Origin of the sequence: Plasticicumulans lactativorans, from assembly GCF_004341245.1 — a bacterium.
Taxonomy (GTDB): domain Bacteria; phylum Pseudomonadota; class Gammaproteobacteria; order Competibacterales; family Competibacteraceae; genus Plasticicumulans_A; species Plasticicumulans_A lactativorans.
The window spans coordinates 158739-173705 of sequence record NZ_SLWY01000009.1; the positions used below are offsets into that span (position 1 = coordinate 158739).

Consider the following 14967-nt stretch of genomic DNA (forward strand, 5'->3'; position numbering starts at 1 on the left):
ACCAGTCTGCCGGAGGACATGGCGCATCTCGCCGCAGGGCGTCTCGAACGGGTGCTCGAAGACGGGTGCCCGATGTTTCCGGGTTATCACCTCTATTACCCGAGCCGCCGCCAGTCCTCACCGGCCTTCGCACTGCTGGTCGATGCGCTGCGTTACCACCGCCGCGCGTCATGAAGGCGCCTGCCGGCAGACGCTGGCCGGCGGGCTCGAAGGGGGCGGGGCCTGCCCGTTCGATGAGGGGATCAAGCGGTTTTGGTGCTTCGCCCGCGCGGGATACGGTGGCGTCGACGTCCTGACGGTTCGGCCCGCAGGTGCCGTGCGCTATTTCCAGAACTGCCACCACCTCCGTTCCGGGGCTGATGGTTCCAATGCCTGGAACCGGTCGTAATCGATGTGGGGGTCGTCTTCATCATGCTTGAATCCGACCAGCCGTTTGGCGCAGTCCAGTGGAATTTCGAAGTACCAGCCGACTTCGCGGTCTTCAGCCTGCAGGCGCTGCGTCTCGGCAACGCATTGCGCGAGGCATGCCGGCGGGCTGCCCTCGACGGCGAGATGGTTTTCGCCCATTTCGCTGCAGTGCTCGATGTGCCAGATACGCTGCCCGTCGCGCCAATGCTCGGCCGAGGCATACATGACGTGCTCCTCGATGGCGCAAGCGACGACCTCGGCGCCGGCGGAGAGCGCCGCGAGCGATGGCGCCGCGATGATCCGGTGGTTGCAGCGATGGGCAATCACCAGGTGCCAGGCATCGCCGAGCGTCTGCGCTGAAATCGCGGCCCGCGAAAACGCGTCATGGCGGTCGGTGGCGCGGAGAGAAAGCCGGGACGTCACGGCTTCGAACGGAAGCCCGCGACACGCCAGCCAGGAAAGCGAATAACCCATGTCACGACGCTCGACGTACAGGAGGGATGGGCGGGCACGGTGTGCCGGCCCCGCGTAACGGGACGCCGGACGCCAGGGCCTCACCCCGGCCCGCCGTCTACTGGCCCTGCACGTCCTTCCAGGCCTCGTACAGATCCTGCCCCGCATCGCGGGCGGGCACATAGGCCAGCTTCATTTCCCGCTGTTCGAGCGGCCGGGCCAGTTCCACATAGCCGCGCTCGGCCGACAGGTCATAGGGTGCACCGTCTTCGTTGGAATAGGCGTAATAGACCTGGCTCACCCCGGCGAGGTACATCGCGGTCAGGCACATGGGGCAGGGGTAACCGCTGGCATAGACGACGCTGCCGCTCAGGTCCGTGCTTCCCAGTGCCTTGCTGGCGGCGCGTACGGCCTGCATCTCCGCGTGCGCACTGGGATCGCAGGTGGCATCCACTTCGTTGACCGCGCGCGCCAGAACCTGGCCGTCCTTGACGAGCACGGCGCCGAAGGGCCACGTCTTGCGCTCACGCACGTTCGTCATGGCAAGGCGGATGGAGTCGACCAGATGGGCTTCGATCTCGGTGCTGGACATGCCGTTTCTCCCTTAGCGTTATATGAAATGGATTCTTTCGCCTTTGCCGCGCCGAAGGGGCGCCGCCGGTCCTCATCGGGATGAGGACCGGTTTTCAAGGAGAAGGAATCCGCGGCGGATGCTACTACTGTTGCCATCGATCTGGCCAAGCACGCATTCCGGCACGCACATCGCCGATGTGCCGTCGGACGTCCGGCGTTTGATATGTAACTCATTGAAGATCAATAGCTTGAGGTAATGGCGCAAACGCGGGTGGGCAATGGTGCCGGAGCACAGAACTCCACGGGCACCAACCTGCGCGGCGGGTGATCAGCCGGTATTCCTGATTTGTTCGGACTCGTGGAGGAACGGCAGAATACGCCGCTCTAACGTTGCGTGATCGCACAAGTGGTAGCCTTCGACCTCAGTCCAGCACACATTCGATGGTCCGAAGGCATTGCGGTATGCGGCCAGCAGATCGGCGCGGTAATACTCGAATTGGTTCGATGGCAGGAGGCAGCACAGGCGACCGACGCCGGCGCGCTTCATGTCCGCTATCCATTCATCCACGACAGACGCGGCGACGGTTCTGTCGGGATAACCCGGCCTCGGCGAGTCAAGCATTATCGCTTTACCCGAACTCGCCGCAGCAAATCTGATCTTAGGCATTCATGATCTATCCGGCTAACGTTCAAGCGTCAACTGCGGGACGGCCCGGCGCGGCCGTTGCCTTGCAACGGACGTAACGTAACGGGCCGGATCGTCTGCTGCACGCGATTGTTAGGCAGTTGTAAAGCCCGATCTAATCAGTAGATCACAATCCTCGGAGTCGAGGGCATGTGTCGGTGGACCATCTTTGATGATGTCGCCTTGGTTCAAGATTATGTCACTTCAATCGACCTTGGGGCATGGACCTCTAGCGGGGCACACCTCGCAGCGAGGCGTGACCCCGCAAATGTCACTGTAGGATATCCCATACTCGTCCTTGTCAGGGCTGCAATGAATGCGTATGAGTTTGTCAAGCACGCCCACGCTAGTCCCAAGATCATATTCGCGATAGCGTAGCCCGTTCAGGTGCGTGCTGCAAAGTGCTTTCAGCTCCCTCTCTCCTCGCCTGTCGCAGGTTAGGTGAACGCCCACGACGCGTCTCACAAATCGCTCCACATGAACGTCGACTGGCGCCTCGTCCAAGTACCCCGTCTGTTTCAGTAGGTTGGATCTTACTTTCGGTGCTCCCTTTCCGATCAAGGTGTGGCCGGTCCGCACTTGCTCCAACCAGCGCTTGACTGAGCCCGCATGGTCGATGTCTCGGAACGCCTTCGACACGAGCGCAGCCTTCTTCTCCCCAAAGCGGACGCCAGCCAGCGCTGTTCGAGCGGTGTAAGCGTTCTGCAGGCGCTTTATGTCTTGCAGAAGCCCCTTAGACTTCATGTCATGCGAACAACGTACTGCTAACGATCCAGGCATTTGAAAGTTGATTAGCAACTCCAATACTATGCGAAGCTGTTCCTCTTGATCCTCTCCGCTTATGACCGTGCGGTTCGTCTCGATCGCACGCAAGTTCCGCTCGAGGTCGGTGTCGTATTCGCGAAGCAGGATGCCTACAACGTCTCGAAACGCACTCATGGCTGCGCCTTCCCTTTTCAGGCTCGCTGATCTGACAGCCGAGCCGATCTGTCTAATTACAATTGTGTGACCTATCGGTCACCTAAACACGCCTACGATCTCAGAATATTCCACGAAAGGTAACGGTCGATCAGTTATTTAGCAAGTCTCCGTCCGGGAACTTTTCGTGTGTTATGCGGACCAGTACTTGCTGGCGCTACCTGATCAGGCGCCCGGTCGAGGCGCACGGTGCCTCCTGATATCCGGGTGGCGTCCTCCCGGTCGCAAGGTTACTCGCCGGCGCCGGGGGCGAAGGGCTGGACCTTGTCCTGTTCCGCGGGGTCGTTCCGCGCCACCACCGCGCGGGCGGGTTCGGTTGCGCTGAGGTTGATCGCTTCGTGTGGGATGCCCGGCGGAATGAACAGGAATTCGCCGGCGGTGCTGATCACCTCGTGCTCCAGCGCCGGCCCCCAGCGCGTGCAGACGGTGCCCTCCAGCACGTAGATGCCCGTCTCGTAGCCGACGTGCAGGTGCGGCTCCGAGCGGGCGCCGGGCGGAATCACCACCAGGTGCATCGACAGCCCCGTGGCGTTGACGGTCTGCCCCGAGATGCCGATGAAGTAGGGGAGGCGCTGCAGTGTCGCGACTTCGACATCGGGCCGAACGCTCTGGACCTTGGGAGTGGAATCGCTCATGGCGGCGCTCCTGTGTGAGCGGGGTGGGATGACGCCCGGTACCTTCATGCCAACGGCATGGGTGCCGTGGCGATGCGGGTCGCATGGGCGAATGCGCAAGTCACGACAGGTACATCAAGGGGCATTTCTCCGCGGCCCGTTCGGCGAACGCAGGATAAGGCAACATGAACTGCAGTTGCGGGTACTGCGGGTCGCGGTACATCAGGTGCAGCGTGTCGCCCAGGCCGATGCCATTGATGACGATCGCATGCCCGCCCGCCTCGAACTGCTGCACCGTGTACACGTCCAGCGCTGACGGCGTTCCGTTCGAGCTGTTGTACTCGACGGTATTCGTCCTGGCATGGGCGGTGTCGCCATGCGAGAAATGCCCGCTGCCCAACAGCAAGATGTTTTTGCCGATGGCGTCCACCATCAGGTTGGGGCTCAATGGATAGGGCCGAAAACCGTATTGCTGGAGCAGCGTTTCGTCTTCGAAATCGGTCAGCCCCATCAGGATCATCCGCGGCGCGGTGCGGCTGATGTAGGTGACGAACTGCTTGCTGATCGGGGGGATGGGGCTGATGTCGATGAAATCGTCCTCGCTGATGACCTTGATCAGGAACTTGTCCAGCACCTGCTTCCATTCCGTTTTGCTCGGGAACATCTCTTGCGTCGCCTGATGCAGCTTGTTCAGCAGCGTGTCGGGCAGGGGCGATGGCTTGTTCACCATCTGTTGCTGCAGGCCTTCCTCCCCCACCAGCCAGTCGATCCGGGTCTCGATCTTGCGCAGGCTTGAAATCCGTTTTTCGATCTCCCGGGCGCCTTGCAATTCCGTGGGCACATCGTGGAGGTTCGAATAGGTCCGTCCGTAGGATTCGCGGATCATGCGGGCTGCGTAATACCAGCAGGTGGGGCCCTTCTGGGGGTTGGCGATCACGCGCTGGCCGCCTTTGTCGGTCTTGGTCGTCGCTGTCGCCAATAGCTTGATCTGCATGATCGTTGTCCCTGTATGCGTTGAAGTTGCTACACGCCGAGCGCGAAGCCGACGGCGATGGCCGGCAGGTGCGAGGTGACGAGCAGGAGCTTTTTCATGGTGCGACCGACGGAGCAGGACGTGCGCGGGCCGGCGGCCCGTGGGGCCTCGGGGGTGATCGAAAAGTAGTTTCTGATCAGGTGGCTGGGAAGGGTGGGGGGCGGGGGAAAAAAGACACCCTCACCCCCGGCCCCTCTCCCGGAGGGAGAGGGGGGCAAGGGCGAGGGTGAGGCGGAGAGCGGTGGCGGAGCCGGCAGGCTCAGCCGGCGGCGCGAGCCGGGGTGCCGGTGGCGATGGCGACAGGGGCGGCGGGAGCGTCGTCCGCGGCGCTCATCGTCTGGTGGTGCGGCTGCGGGGCGAGGCCGGCCTTGAGGAACATGCACAGGCCGGCGATCGCCGCCGGCAGGCCGACGACGACGAACGCGGTCGGCAGGCCGAGGCCGCTGGCGAGCACGGCGCCGCCGACCATCGAGCCGATCACCGAGCCGCTGCGGCCGACGGCGTTGGCCCAGGCCACGCCGGTGGCGCGGTTGGCGGTCGGGTAGTAGCCGGCGGCGAGCACGTTGACGCCGACCTGCGCGCCGGCGAGGCAGAAGCCGGCACCGAACACCGCCGCACCGAGCAGCCACACCGAGCCGGTGGCGCTGCCGATCGCCGCGACGAACACCGCCGCCATCACGTAGCCGACGCCGAGCACGCGGTGCGGGTCGACGCGATCCATCAGCGCGCCGAGCAGCAGCGCACCGACGGTGCCGCCGATCTGCAGCAGCATGGTCATCAGCGCGGCGTGCTTCAGCGACAGCCCGGCGCCGTTGATCACCGTCGGCAGCCAGCTCGCCAGCAGGTAGAACACCAGCAGGCTCATGAAGAAGGCGAGCCACAGCAGCAGCGTGCCGCGCACCAGCTCGGGCGCGAACAACTGGCGCACCGGCGAGCCCTTGGGCTTGTGCACGCCGACGAACTGCGCGCCGGCGAGGTCGGCGTGCGGGGCGATGCGGGCGAGGATCGCCGCGATGCGCGCGGCCGGGGCGTTGCGCATCACCAGGAAGCGCACCGATTCCGGCAGCGCCCAGGCCAGCACCGGCAGCAGCACGACTGGCGCGATGCCGCCGAGCAGCAGCACCGAGGTCCAGCCGTAGTCGGCGACCAGGTGCGCGGCGGCCAGCCCGCCGAAGGCCGAGCCCAGCGTGAAGCCGCAGAACATCAGCGTGGTCAGGAACGAGCGCCGCCGCTCGGGGCAGTACTCCGAGGTCAGCGTGATCGCGTTCGGCATCGCGCCGCCGAGGCCCATGCCGGTCAGGAAGCGCAGCACGGTGAGTTCGGTGATCGAGGTGGACCAGGCCGAGGCGAGGCTCGCCAGGCCGAAGAAGGTCACGGTGATCAGCAGTGCGTACTTGCGGCCGATGCGGTCGGCCAGCGGGCCGAACACGAAGGCGCCGATCATCAGGCCGAACAGCCCGGCGCCGAACAGCGGCGCGAGCTCGGCCGGTGTGACCTGCCACTGCGCCTTGAGCGCCGGGGCGATGAAGCCGATCGCGCCGGTATCGAAGCCGTCGATGGCGACGATGATGAAGCACAGGGCGACGATCAGTGCCTGGAAACGCGATAGCGGATGGGCGTTGATGAAGTCCTGGACGTCGATGCTGCGGGTCATGACGGTTTTCTCCTCTGGTTATCGTAATCGGCGTCGTGGCGCCGGTTTCCCGTGGCGTGGCTGCCGGGCCGCGGCCGAAACCGGGCAGCAGCGGGCCGCGCGGTGCCGGACGGGCCACCGCGGGGACGGGTTTCGTGGTGTGTCGAGCCGTGCGGCCGTCGCCCCTTTCAGGGCGTCGGCTGGCGGCGGCGGGCCGTACCGGCCCTGCTCAGGCGCCCTGGCGCTTGACCAGGAACGGCCCCGATCCCTGGCAGGTCGGCATCAGCTTGATGCGGTTGACGTTGACGTGCGGCGGCAGCCCCAGCGCCCAGGCGACCGCCTCGGCGACGTCGTCGGCGGTCAGCGGCTGCGTACCCGCGTACACCTGCGCCGCCTTGTCGGCGTCGCCGTGGAAGCGCACCAGGCTGAACTCGGTGCCGCCGGCGAGGCCGGGCTCGACGTTGGTCACGCGCACCCCGGTGCCGGCCAGGTCGGCCTTGAGGTTGAGGCTGAACTGCCGGACGAAGGCCTTCGAGGCGCCGTAGACGTGCCCGCCGGGGTAGGGGTAGCTGCCGGCGGGGCTGCCGAGGTTGACGACGTGGCCGCGGTTGCGCTCGACCATGCCGGGCAGCAGGGCACGGGTCATGTGCATCAGCCCGCTGACGTTGGCCGCCACCATGCGGTCCCAGTCGTCGAGCCGCGCCTGGTAAGCCGGCTCCATGCCGAGCGCGAGGCCGGCGTTGTTGACCAGCACGTCGACCTCGCGCCAGCCGGGCGGCAGGCTGCCGGGCAGCGCCGCGACGGCGGCGGCATCGGTGACGTCGAGCGGCAGCGGCAGCAGCGCGTCGCCGAGTTCGTCGTGCAGGGCGGCGAGCCGTTCGGCGCGCCGCGCCGCGGCGATCACCCGGTAGCCGTCGCGCACGAGGCGCCGCGCGATCGCCGCGCCGAAGCCGGCGCTCGCGCCGGTGACCAGCGCGACGCGGCTCACGCCGCGTCTCCGATCGCCGAGGGGTGGCGGGCGAGCGGCGTGACGCTCAGTTCCATGTACGGGAACAGCGGCAGCGTCGACAGCAGTTCGTGCAGTTCGTCGTGGCTGTCGACGTCGAAGATGCTGACGTTGGCGTAGCAGCCGGCGACGCGCCACAGGTGGCGCCACTTGCCCTGGCGCTGCAGCTCCTGCGCACGCGCCTTCTCGGCGGCCTTGCGCCGCTCGAAGGTTTCCGGGTCCACGTCGTGCGGCACGCGCACATCCATCCGGACGCAATACAGCATGGGGGTGTCCTCCGTACTCAGGCGCGCGCGTAGCGGCGCAGCTTGTCTTCGTCGAGGGTGACGCCGAGCCCCGGCCCGCTCGGCAGGTGCACGTGGCAGTCGGCGTAGTGCAGCGGCTCGGTGACGAGGTCGTCGGTGAGGATCTGCGGGCCGAAGTGCTCGCAGCCCCAGGCGAGCTCGCGCAGGCCGGCGAACACCTGCAGGTGCGCGGCCGCACCGATCGAGCTCTCCAGCAGGCAGCCGCCGTAGAGGCCGATGCCGGCCGCCTCGGCGACCGCGGCGACCTTGCGCGTGCCGAGCAGGCCGCCGTGCTTGACGAGCTTCAGCGACACCGCGTCGGCCGCGCCGGCGTGGGCGACGGCGAGCATGTCGTGGGGGCTGAACACGCACTCGTCGGCCAGCAGCGGCACCGCCGAGCGCGCCCGCACCCGCGCCAGCCCCGCCAGGTTCCACGCCGGCACCGGCTGCTCGACCAGGCGCACGCCGATTTCGGCGAGCTCCGGCAGGCAGCGGTTGGCGATGGTTTCGTCCCAGGCCTGGTTGGCGTCGACGATCAGCCGCGCGCGCCCTTCGAGCGCGACGGCGAGCCGGCGCAGCCGGGCGAGGTCGGCTTCCGGCGCCTGCGCGCCGATCTTGACCTTGAAGGTGTCGTGCAGGCGCGCGGCGAGCTTCTGCCCGGCCTCCTCGATCTCCTGGCCGGCGTCGCCGGAGGCGAGCGTCCACAGCACCGGGATGCGCTCGCGCACCGTGCCGCCGAGCAGCGCCGCCGCCGGCACGCCGAGGGTGCGGCCGACGGCGTCGAACAGCGCGCTCTCCAGCGCGCCCTTGGCGGCGTTGTTGCGCTTCGCGGCGGCGTCGAGCAGTGCGCCGGCGCGCTCGAACTGGTCGGCGCGCGCGCCGATCAGCGCCGGCGCGAGGTGGGCGTCGAGGGTCGCCTTGATGCTCTCGACGCACTCCTCGCTCCAGCGCGGCCCGCCGAGCGTGGCGGCCTCGCCGATGCCTTCGACGCCGTTGTCGAGGCGCACGCGCACGATCACGTAGCTCTGCGCGCTGACCGACAGTGACGACAGCTTGTGGCGGCGCACCGTCGGCACGTCGACGATGTGGCTGCTGACCGCGCGCACCGTCAGGTCACGCGCCAGGTCCGCGGCGGGCCGCAGGGGGGGAAGGTTTGCGGACATGCGGGTATCTCCGGGCAGTCCGGCCGGGCGGGGGCGCCCGGCGCAGGGATCGATCGGCCGGCCGCCGTGCCGCGGTTGCGGGCACGGCGGCCGGACCAGGGCGCGGCTCAGCCCGCGAGCGGCTCCAGCACGATGTCGTAATCGACGACGAAGCGGGTGTCCGCGCCGGCCGGGGCCGGCTTGAAGTCGACGACCAGCGAGTTCTTCACCGCGAACACCGAGTCGCTGTCGAGGTACTGGTCGTCACGGTCGAAGATCTGCGTGACCAGCTCGTGGTAGCCGGCGGCGCGCACGCGGAAGTGGATGTGCGCGGGGCGGAAGGGGTGGCGGTCCATCATCTGCAGCAGCTCGCCGGCCGGGCCGTCGAAGGGGATCGGGTAGGCGATCGGGCGCAGCGCGCGGAAGGCGTAGTAGCCGTTCTCGTCGGTGCGGAACTGGCCGCGCAGGTTGAACTCGGGCTGGTCGGGGTCCTGCTGCTCGTAGAGCCCGTTCGGCGAGGTTTCCCAGACGGCGACCAGCGCGTCCTTGACCGGGCGGCCGTTGACGCCGAGCACGCGGCCCTGCACCAGCACGGAATCGCCTTCCTTGCCGCCCTGCACGATGCTGCTGCCGTTCGGCAGCAGCGGCGAGTTCTCGCGCCAGAACGGGCCGAGCACCGCGCTCTCGGTGGCGGCGCCGCGCTCGGCGCTGTGGTGGTCGAGGAAGTCGACCAGGCTCTCCAGCCCGAACACGTCGCTGGCGAGGATCGCCTCGTTGCGCTTGTCGTCCGACATCTGGCCGATGCGCACGACGAAGTCGCAGGCGGCGAGGTACTCGGGGGTGGTCAGCTTCACTTCGCGGGCGAAGTCATGCATGTGGCGGATCAGTGCCGTCATCAGTTCGCGCGTGCGCGGCGTGGTCTTGGGCCCGATCGCGCCGATGACGGTATCGGTGAAGGCTTCCATCGAAAGTTCGGCCATGATGTCTCTCCAGTTTTCAGGTGGTGGTGGGTCGGTTGGACACGGTTGGTGGTGGGGCGCCGGCCGCGGGGGCGGCCGGGCGCCGGTCGGGTGCGGGGCTCCGCCCCGCGGATTCAGCCGAGGTCGCCGCCCGCGACGGGCAGCACGACGCCGGTGAGGTACGAGGCCTCGTCGGACGCCAGGAACAGGATCGGGGCGGCCTGCTCCTCCAGCGTCCCGTAGCGCTTCATCAGCGAGGACTCGACGGTCTGGTCGACGATCTGCTGGTACCAGGCCTGTTCCTGTGCGCTCGGTTGTGCGGCGTTGCGCGGGATGCGCCGCGGCGGCGCCTCGGTGCCGCCGGGGGCGACGGCCACCACGCGGATGCCCTGCGCCGCGTACTCGAAGGCGAGGCAGGCGGTCAGCGCGTTGACCCCGCCCTTCGCCGCGCCGTAGGGCACGCGGTTGACGCCGCGGGTCGCCACCGAGGAAACGTTGACGATGACCCCGCGCTGCCGGGCGACCAGGTAGGGCAGTGCCGCGCGGCAGCCCCACAGCGTCGGGAACAGCGAGCGGCGCACCTCGGCCTCGATCTCGTGCTCGGCGTAGTGCTCGAATGGCTTCGCCCAGATCGTCCCGCCGACGTTGTTGATCAGGATGTCGATGTGGCCGAAGCGCGCATGGGCGCTCGCCAGCGCCTGGCAGGCGTCGTCGTAGCGTTCGAGGTCGGCGCTGATCGCGAGCGCCTCGCCGCCGGCGGCGACGATCTCGGCCTCGACCTCGGCGGTCAGTGCGGAACGGTCGACCAGCGCGAGCCGCGCGCCTTCGCGTGCCATCGCCACGGCCACGGTGCGGCCGATGCCCTGCGCCGCGCCGGTGACGACGGCGACCTTCCCGTTGAAACGTCCGGCGTGGACCATCACGGCCGCCCCCCGTGGCTCTCGCTGATCGCGGTGACCAGGCCGCTGGTGGCGAACTTCTCGAAGTAGAAGTTCGCCGGCTCGATGCCGTGGGTCTGCATGTGCTGGCGCACCGCGTCGACCATCGGCGGCGGACCGCACAGGTAGACGTCGACGTCACCGTCGTAGAGGTGACCGGCCTCGATGTAGCGCGTCACGTAGCCCTGGCGCGGGTAGGCGCTCGCCGGGTCGGCGACGCAGCAGGCGAAAGTGAAGTTGGCGATGCGCGCGGCGGCGGCTTCGAGCTTGTCGACCTCGACCAGGTCGGCATCGCTGGTGACGCCGTAGATCAGGTGGATCGGGTGGGCGCTGCCCTGCGCGGCGATCGTCTCCAGCATCGCCAGGAACGGCGCGAGCCCGGTGCCGCCGGCGAGGAACAGCAGCGGCCGCTTGATCTCGCGCAGGTAGAAGCTGCCGAGCGGACCGTTGAAGTCGATCTCGGCGCCGACCTCGGCACGCTCGCGCAGCCAGGTCGGCAGCAGCCCCGCCGTGGTGTTGCGCAGCAGGAACGACACCGCCGCCGCGTTCGGCCCGGAGCTGAACGAGTACGAGCGCCGCTGGTCGGTGCCGGGCACGCGGATGTTCACGTACTGGCCCGGCAGGAAGCCGAGCGCGGCGCGGTCCGCCAGCGTGATCGAGAAGGCGACGGCGGTCTCCGACAGCCGTTCGATCGCGCTGACGCGGCCCTTGTGGGTCGCCGCGCCGGTCTTGCAGACGTCGGAGGTGGCGGCGATGCGCACCACGCAATCCGACTGCGGCCGCATCTGGCAGGCGAGCACGTAACCCTCGGCCGCCTCGGCGTCGCTCAGCGCCTCGTCGATGTAACTGCCGCCGTCGTAGCGGCCCGATTCGCAGAAACCCTTGCAGGTGCCGCAGGCGCCATCACGGCAGTCCAGCGGAATGTTGATGCCGGCGCGATACGCGGCGTCGGCGACGGTGTCGCCGGACCGGCATTCGACGAAGCGGGTGACGCCGTCCTCGAAACTCAAGGCGATCTGATGGCTCATGGCTCTCTCTCCTCCGCGTGCTCCGCCCGTCAGATGTGGTAGATATCGACGACGTGGTGGATGCAGTCGTTCTTCAGCACGACCTTCTTGCTGCGAATCAGCGGCTGCGCGCCGGAGATGTCGAGCGTGTACCAGGACGTGCCGAAATAGGTGTCGACCGTCTTGTAGCGGTAATACAGGGTGAACCAGTTGAAGCGCACCTTGCAGGTGTCGGCATCCTGTTCGACGATCTCGACGTTGCTGATGTTGTGCGAGGTGCGCGGCTCCGGCAGGCTGGTCGCACCCGAACGCTCGGTCTTGATCCGGTAGACGCGGTCATTGAGCCCGTCCTTGCGGCCGTAATAGATCAGCGACACTTCGCGCTGCGGATCGACGGTCAGGCGATCGTCGTCATCCCACGCCGGCATCCAGAATTCGGCATCCGGCGCATACAGTTCCAGCCAGTTGTCCCATTCCTTGTCGTCGAGATGACGCGCCTCGCGGTGGAGGAATTCGCGTACGGTTTCGATGGCGATGCTCATGGTCTCACTCCCGCTCCTGTGCATGGGTTTCGGCCGCGACGGCCTTCTGCATCGTGTCGACCCAGTAACCGTGCTGGATCGGGTAGAGGCCTTCGTCCTCGGTGCGGGCGCCGCTCAGCACGGGGGCCAGGCCGATTTCCTGCGCGCGCTCGTCGGCGCCGTGTATCCAGTGCTTCGCGCCGCGGCACATGTCGTTCCATTTCGCCGCCTTGCCCATGTACCCCATCTGGCAGGAGCGGAATTCCTCCAGGTCGTCGGGCGTCGCCATGCCGGTCGCGTTGAAGAAGTCCTCGTACTGGCGGATGCGGCGTGCGCGCGCCTCGGCGCTCTCGTTCCTCGGTGCGATGCAGTAGATCGTGACCTCGGTCTTGTCCACCGAGATCGGCCGCAACTGCCTGATCTGCGAGCTGAACTGGTCCATCAGGTAGACGTTCGGGTAGAGGCAGAGGTTGCGCAGGTTGCCGATCATCCAGTCGGCCTTGGCGGCACCGAAGCGGGCGACGAGTTCGTCGCGGCGCTCGTACAGCGGGCGGTCCTGCGGGTTCGGCCACTGCATCCACAGCAGCATGTGGCCGTGCTCGAAGGCGTAGAAACCGCCCTGCTGCCGGGCCCAGGAGCTGGCATCCATCGCCTTGACGTCGTCGGCCGATTCGCCGGTCTTGCGCCGCGAGGTGGTGGCGACGTAATTCCAGTGCACCGAACTGACGTGGTAGCCGTCGGCGCCGTTTTCGGCCTGCAGCTTCCAGTTGCCGTCGAAGACATAGGTCGACGAGCCGCGCAGCACTTCGAGGCCGTCGGGGGCCTGGTCGACCATCATGTCGATGATCTTCGCGGCTTCGCCGAGGTGCTCGGCCAGCGGCAGCACGTCGGGATTCAGGCTGCCGAAGAGGAAGCCGCGATACGACTCGAAGCGCGCGATCCTGGTCAGGTCGTGCGAACCGTCACGGTTGAACGATTCGGGATAACCCGCACCATCCGGATCCTTGACCTTCAGAAGCTTGCCCGAATTGCTGAAGGTCCAGCCGTGGAACGGGCAGGTGTAGGTGGCCTTGTTGCCCTTCTTGAAACGGCACAGCATCGAGCCGCGATGGCTGCAGGCATTGATGAACGCATTCAGTTCGCCGTTCTTGTTGCGGGCGATGAAGATCGGCTGGCGGCCGATGTGGGTGGTCAGGTAGTCGTTGTTGTTCGGAAGCTGGCTCTCGTGCGCCAGGTAGATCCAGTTGCCCTCGAAAATGTGCTTCATCTCGAGTTCGAACAGTTCCGGATCGGTGAACATGTCGCGGCGCGCGCGATAGATGCCACGTTCGGTATCCTCGACCAGCGCGGTGCTGATGCGTTCGGCCAGTGTGTCGGTCATGCGGGTGATCTCCTCGTTTGGTGGGTCGAGTGACATGGCACGCTGATCGCCTGCTCGACTGCCATTTGATGCCGCCTAATTTAATTAATTAGTTCGGCTGGCTTTCGCTTTGAAGCGGTGGCGATTTCGTGAATTCATCTTCGTCGCCACGGCCTAATGGGTCAAAGACTGATTCGGTACGCTTCGATACTCTGGCGGTATCGGCAAAACCGTCGTGGCGGGTATGCACGTAATGGCGCGGTGCCGGCACGCATGCGCGGCGGCCGGCTACGGCGGGAATGGCGAGGCGGCGGGGAGGCTTCGGGGGTGTCGGGGCGTGTCGCCGTGCCGGGCGGGGGCCTATGCTTGTGCGACGGTCGCTCGGGTGTCGGGGCCGTCGTCAGGCGTGCCCAGGGGCACGCGTCCGCTCACGTACAGCAGGCGGAACCTCGTCGTGGAACTGCGTCATCTGCGTTACTTCGTGACCGTGGTCAGGGAAGGCGGCTTCACCCGTGCCGCGGAGAAGCTGCACATGGCGCAGCCGCCGCTGAGCCGGCAGATCCAGCAGCTGGAGGAGCAACTCGGCGTCGTCCTGCTCGACCGCCAGAGCCGCCCGCTGCAGCCCACCGAGGCCGGGCGCTTCTTCTACGAACAGGCGCTCAACGTGCTGGAGCGCGTGGCGGCGGTGGTCGCGATGACCAAGCGCTTCGGCCACGTCGAACGGCGCCGCTTCGGCATCGGCTTCGTCGGCTCGACGCTGTACGGCGCCCTGCCCAACCTGTTCCGCCGGTTTCGGGTGGCGTTTCCGGAGCTCATGGTCGAGTTGCTGGAGCTGAGCAGCATCGAGTAGGTGGCGGCGCTGAAGGACGGGCGGATCGACGTGGGCTTCGGCCGCATCGCCATCGACGACGCGGCGGTGACGCGCCGGCTGCTGCGCGAGGAGAACCTGCTGGCGGTGCTGCCGATCGGCCACCCGCTGTTCGACCGCGTGCGCCTGCAGATGGCCGACCTCACCGACGACGCGCTGATCATCTACCCGAAGACGCCGCGGCCGAGCTACGCCGACCAGGTGCTGACGCTCTACCGCGACTGCGGGCTGGAACCCGCCGCCGTGCACGAGGCGAGCGGCGTGCAGACCGCGCTCGGCCTGGTCGCGGCGGCGGAAGGCATCTGCATCGTCCCCGAGTCGGTGCAGCGGCTGCGCCGCGACGACGTCTTCTTCCGGCCGATCGACGACCCCCGCGCGGTGTCGCCGATCATCATGTACTGCCGCGCCGAGGGCGCCCCGCGCGAGGTCGATGCGATCCTCGACATGATTCGCCAGCACTACCGCGAGAACAACATCAGGAACGCGCTGTTCGGGTAGCAGCGAT

14 protein-coding genes and 2 pseudogenes are annotated in these 14967 nt (G+C 67.2%); 2 read left to right on the forward strand and 14 right to left on the reverse strand.

Features of this window, described 5'->3' with window-relative positions:
* Positions 1–6: 6 nt before the first annotated feature.
* A pseudogene (locus tag EV699_RS09500) lies at positions 7–174 on the forward strand (LysR family transcriptional regulator); the annotation flags it as partial.
* A 147-nt stretch (positions 175–321) separates the two neighbouring features.
* Here EV699_RS09500 and EV699_RS09505 read toward each other — a convergent pair.
* The 14 genes from EV699_RS09505 to benA all read right to left on the reverse strand — a co-directional run bounded on the left by EV699_RS09505 (position 322) and on the right by benA (position 13615).
* Positions 322–882, reverse strand: coding sequence for a hypothetical protein (locus EV699_RS09505; RefSeq protein WP_132542012.1), 561 nt, complete (start codon positions 880–882; stop codon positions 322–324).
* Between the two features lie 97 nt (positions 883–979).
* Positions 980–1453: a nucleoside deaminase gene (locus EV699_RS09510; RefSeq protein WP_132542014.1), complete on the reverse strand. Its 474-nt coding sequence runs from the start codon at positions 1451–1453 to the stop codon at positions 980–982.
* A gap of 309 nt (positions 1454–1762) precedes the next feature.
* On the reverse strand, positions 1763–2101 hold the full coding sequence (locus EV699_RS09515) for a hypothetical protein (RefSeq protein ID WP_132542016.1): 339 nt from the start codon (positions 2099–2101) through the stop codon (positions 1763–1765).
* A gap of 1226 nt (positions 2102–3327) precedes the next feature.
* Complete coding sequence (locus tag EV699_RS09520) at positions 3328–3732, reverse strand: cupin domain-containing protein (RefSeq protein WP_132542018.1); 405 nt, start codon at positions 3730–3732, stop codon at positions 3328–3330.
* A 100-nt stretch (positions 3733–3832) separates the two neighbouring features.
* Positions 3833–4705 (reverse strand): hypothetical protein, encoded by an 873-nt coding sequence (locus tag EV699_RS09525; protein WP_132542020.1) that lies wholly within the window; start codon positions 4703–4705, stop codon positions 3833–3835.
* 298 nt (positions 4706–5003) lie between these two features.
* Entirely contained in the window at positions 5004–6398 is a 1395-nt protein-coding gene (locus EV699_RS09530; protein ID WP_132542022.1) for an MFS transporter, read from the reverse strand.
* A gap of 208 nt (positions 6399–6606) precedes the next feature.
* Complete coding sequence (locus EV699_RS09535) at positions 6607–7365, reverse strand: SDR family NAD(P)-dependent oxidoreductase (protein WP_132542024.1); 759 nt, start codon at positions 7363–7365, stop codon at positions 6607–6609.
* On the reverse strand, positions 7362–7649 hold the full coding sequence (catC, locus tag EV699_RS09540) for a muconolactone Delta-isomerase (RefSeq protein WP_132542026.1): 288 nt from the start codon (positions 7647–7649) through the stop codon (positions 7362–7364). The genes EV699_RS09535 and catC overlap by 4 nt, the downstream gene beginning before the upstream one ends.
* Before the next feature lie 17 nt (positions 7650–7666).
* Complete coding sequence (locus tag EV699_RS09545) at positions 7667–8830, reverse strand: muconate/chloromuconate family cycloisomerase (RefSeq protein WP_132542028.1); 1164 nt, start codon at positions 8828–8830, stop codon at positions 7667–7669.
* Between the two features lie 107 nt (positions 8831–8937).
* Entirely contained in the window at positions 8938–9789 is an 852-nt protein-coding gene (locus EV699_RS09550; protein WP_132542030.1) for an intradiol ring-cleavage dioxygenase, read from the reverse strand.
* Between the two features lie 113 nt (positions 9790–9902).
* Entirely contained in the window at positions 9903–10688 is a 786-nt protein-coding gene (locus tag EV699_RS09555; RefSeq protein WP_132542097.1) for a 1,6-dihydroxycyclohexa-2,4-diene-1-carboxylate dehydrogenase, read from the reverse strand.
* Positions 10688–11734, reverse strand: coding sequence for a benzoate 1,2-dioxygenase electron transfer component BenC (gene benC / locus EV699_RS09560; RefSeq protein ID WP_132542032.1), 1047 nt, complete (start codon positions 11732–11734; stop codon positions 10688–10690). The genes EV699_RS09555 and benC overlap by 1 nt, the downstream gene beginning before the upstream one ends.
* Before the next feature lie 29 nt (positions 11735–11763).
* On the reverse strand, positions 11764–12255 hold the full coding sequence (gene benB / locus EV699_RS09565; protein WP_132542034.1) for a benzoate 1,2-dioxygenase small subunit: 492 nt from the start codon (positions 12253–12255) through the stop codon (positions 11764–11766).
* Positions 12256–12259: 4 nt separating this feature from the next.
* Entirely contained in the window at positions 12260–13615 is a 1356-nt protein-coding gene (gene benA / locus EV699_RS09570) for a benzoate 1,2-dioxygenase large subunit (RefSeq protein ID WP_132542036.1), read from the reverse strand.
* Between the two features lie 433 nt (positions 13616–14048).
* Between benA and EV699_RS09575 the strand changes: the two are divergent.
* Positions 14049–14960, forward strand: a pseudogene (locus tag EV699_RS09575) (LysR family transcriptional regulator).
* Positions 14961–14967: the final 7 nt, after the last annotated feature.

Bases quoted from the DNA above. Each gene is read 5' to 3' on its own strand.
- EV699_RS09505 (WP_132542012.1), bottom strand. From the start codon at position 882: ATGGGTTATTCGCTTTCCTGGCTGGCGTGTCGCGGGCTTCCGTTCGAA.
- EV699_RS09510 (WP_132542014.1), bottom strand. From the start codon at position 1,453: ATGTCCAGCACCGAGATCGAAGCCCATCTGGTCGACTCCATCCGCCTT.
- EV699_RS09515 (WP_132542016.1), bottom strand. From the start codon at position 2,101: ATGCCTAAGATCAGATTTGCTGCGGCGAGTTCGGGTAAAGCGATAATG.
- EV699_RS09520 (WP_132542018.1), bottom strand. From the start codon at position 3,732: ATGAGCGATTCCACTCCCAAGGTCCAGAGCGTTCGGCCCGATGTCGAA.
- EV699_RS09525 (WP_132542020.1), bottom strand. From the start codon at position 4,705: ATGCAGATCAAGCTATTGGCGACAGCGACGACCAAGACCGACAAAGGC.
- EV699_RS09530 (WP_132542022.1), bottom strand. From the start codon at position 6,398: ATGACCCGCAGCATCGACGTCCAGGACTTCATCAACGCCCATCCGCTA.
- catC (WP_132542026.1), bottom strand. From the start codon at position 7,649: ATGCTGTATTGCGTCCGGATGGATGTGCGCGTGCCGCACGACGTGGAC.
- EV699_RS09545 (WP_132542028.1), bottom strand. From the start codon at position 8,830: ATGTCCGCAAACCTTCCCCCCCTGCGGCCCGCCGCGGACCTGGCGCGT.
- EV699_RS09550 (WP_132542030.1), bottom strand. From the start codon at position 9,789: ATGGCCGAACTTTCGATGGAAGCCTTCACCGATACCGTCATCGGCGCG.
- EV699_RS09555 (WP_132542097.1), bottom strand. From the start codon at position 10,688: ATGGTCCACGCCGGACGTTTCAACGGGAAGGTCGCCGTCGTCACCGGC.
- benC (WP_132542032.1), bottom strand. From the start codon at position 11,734: ATGAGCCATCAGATCGCCTTGAGTTTCGAGGACGGCGTCACCCGCTTC.
- benB (WP_132542034.1), bottom strand. From the start codon at position 12,255: ATGAGCATCGCCATCGAAACCGTACGCGAATTCCTCCACCGCGAGGCG.
- benA (WP_132542036.1), bottom strand. From the start codon at position 13,615: ATGACCGACACACTGGCCGAACGCATCAGCACCGCGCTGGTCGAGGAT.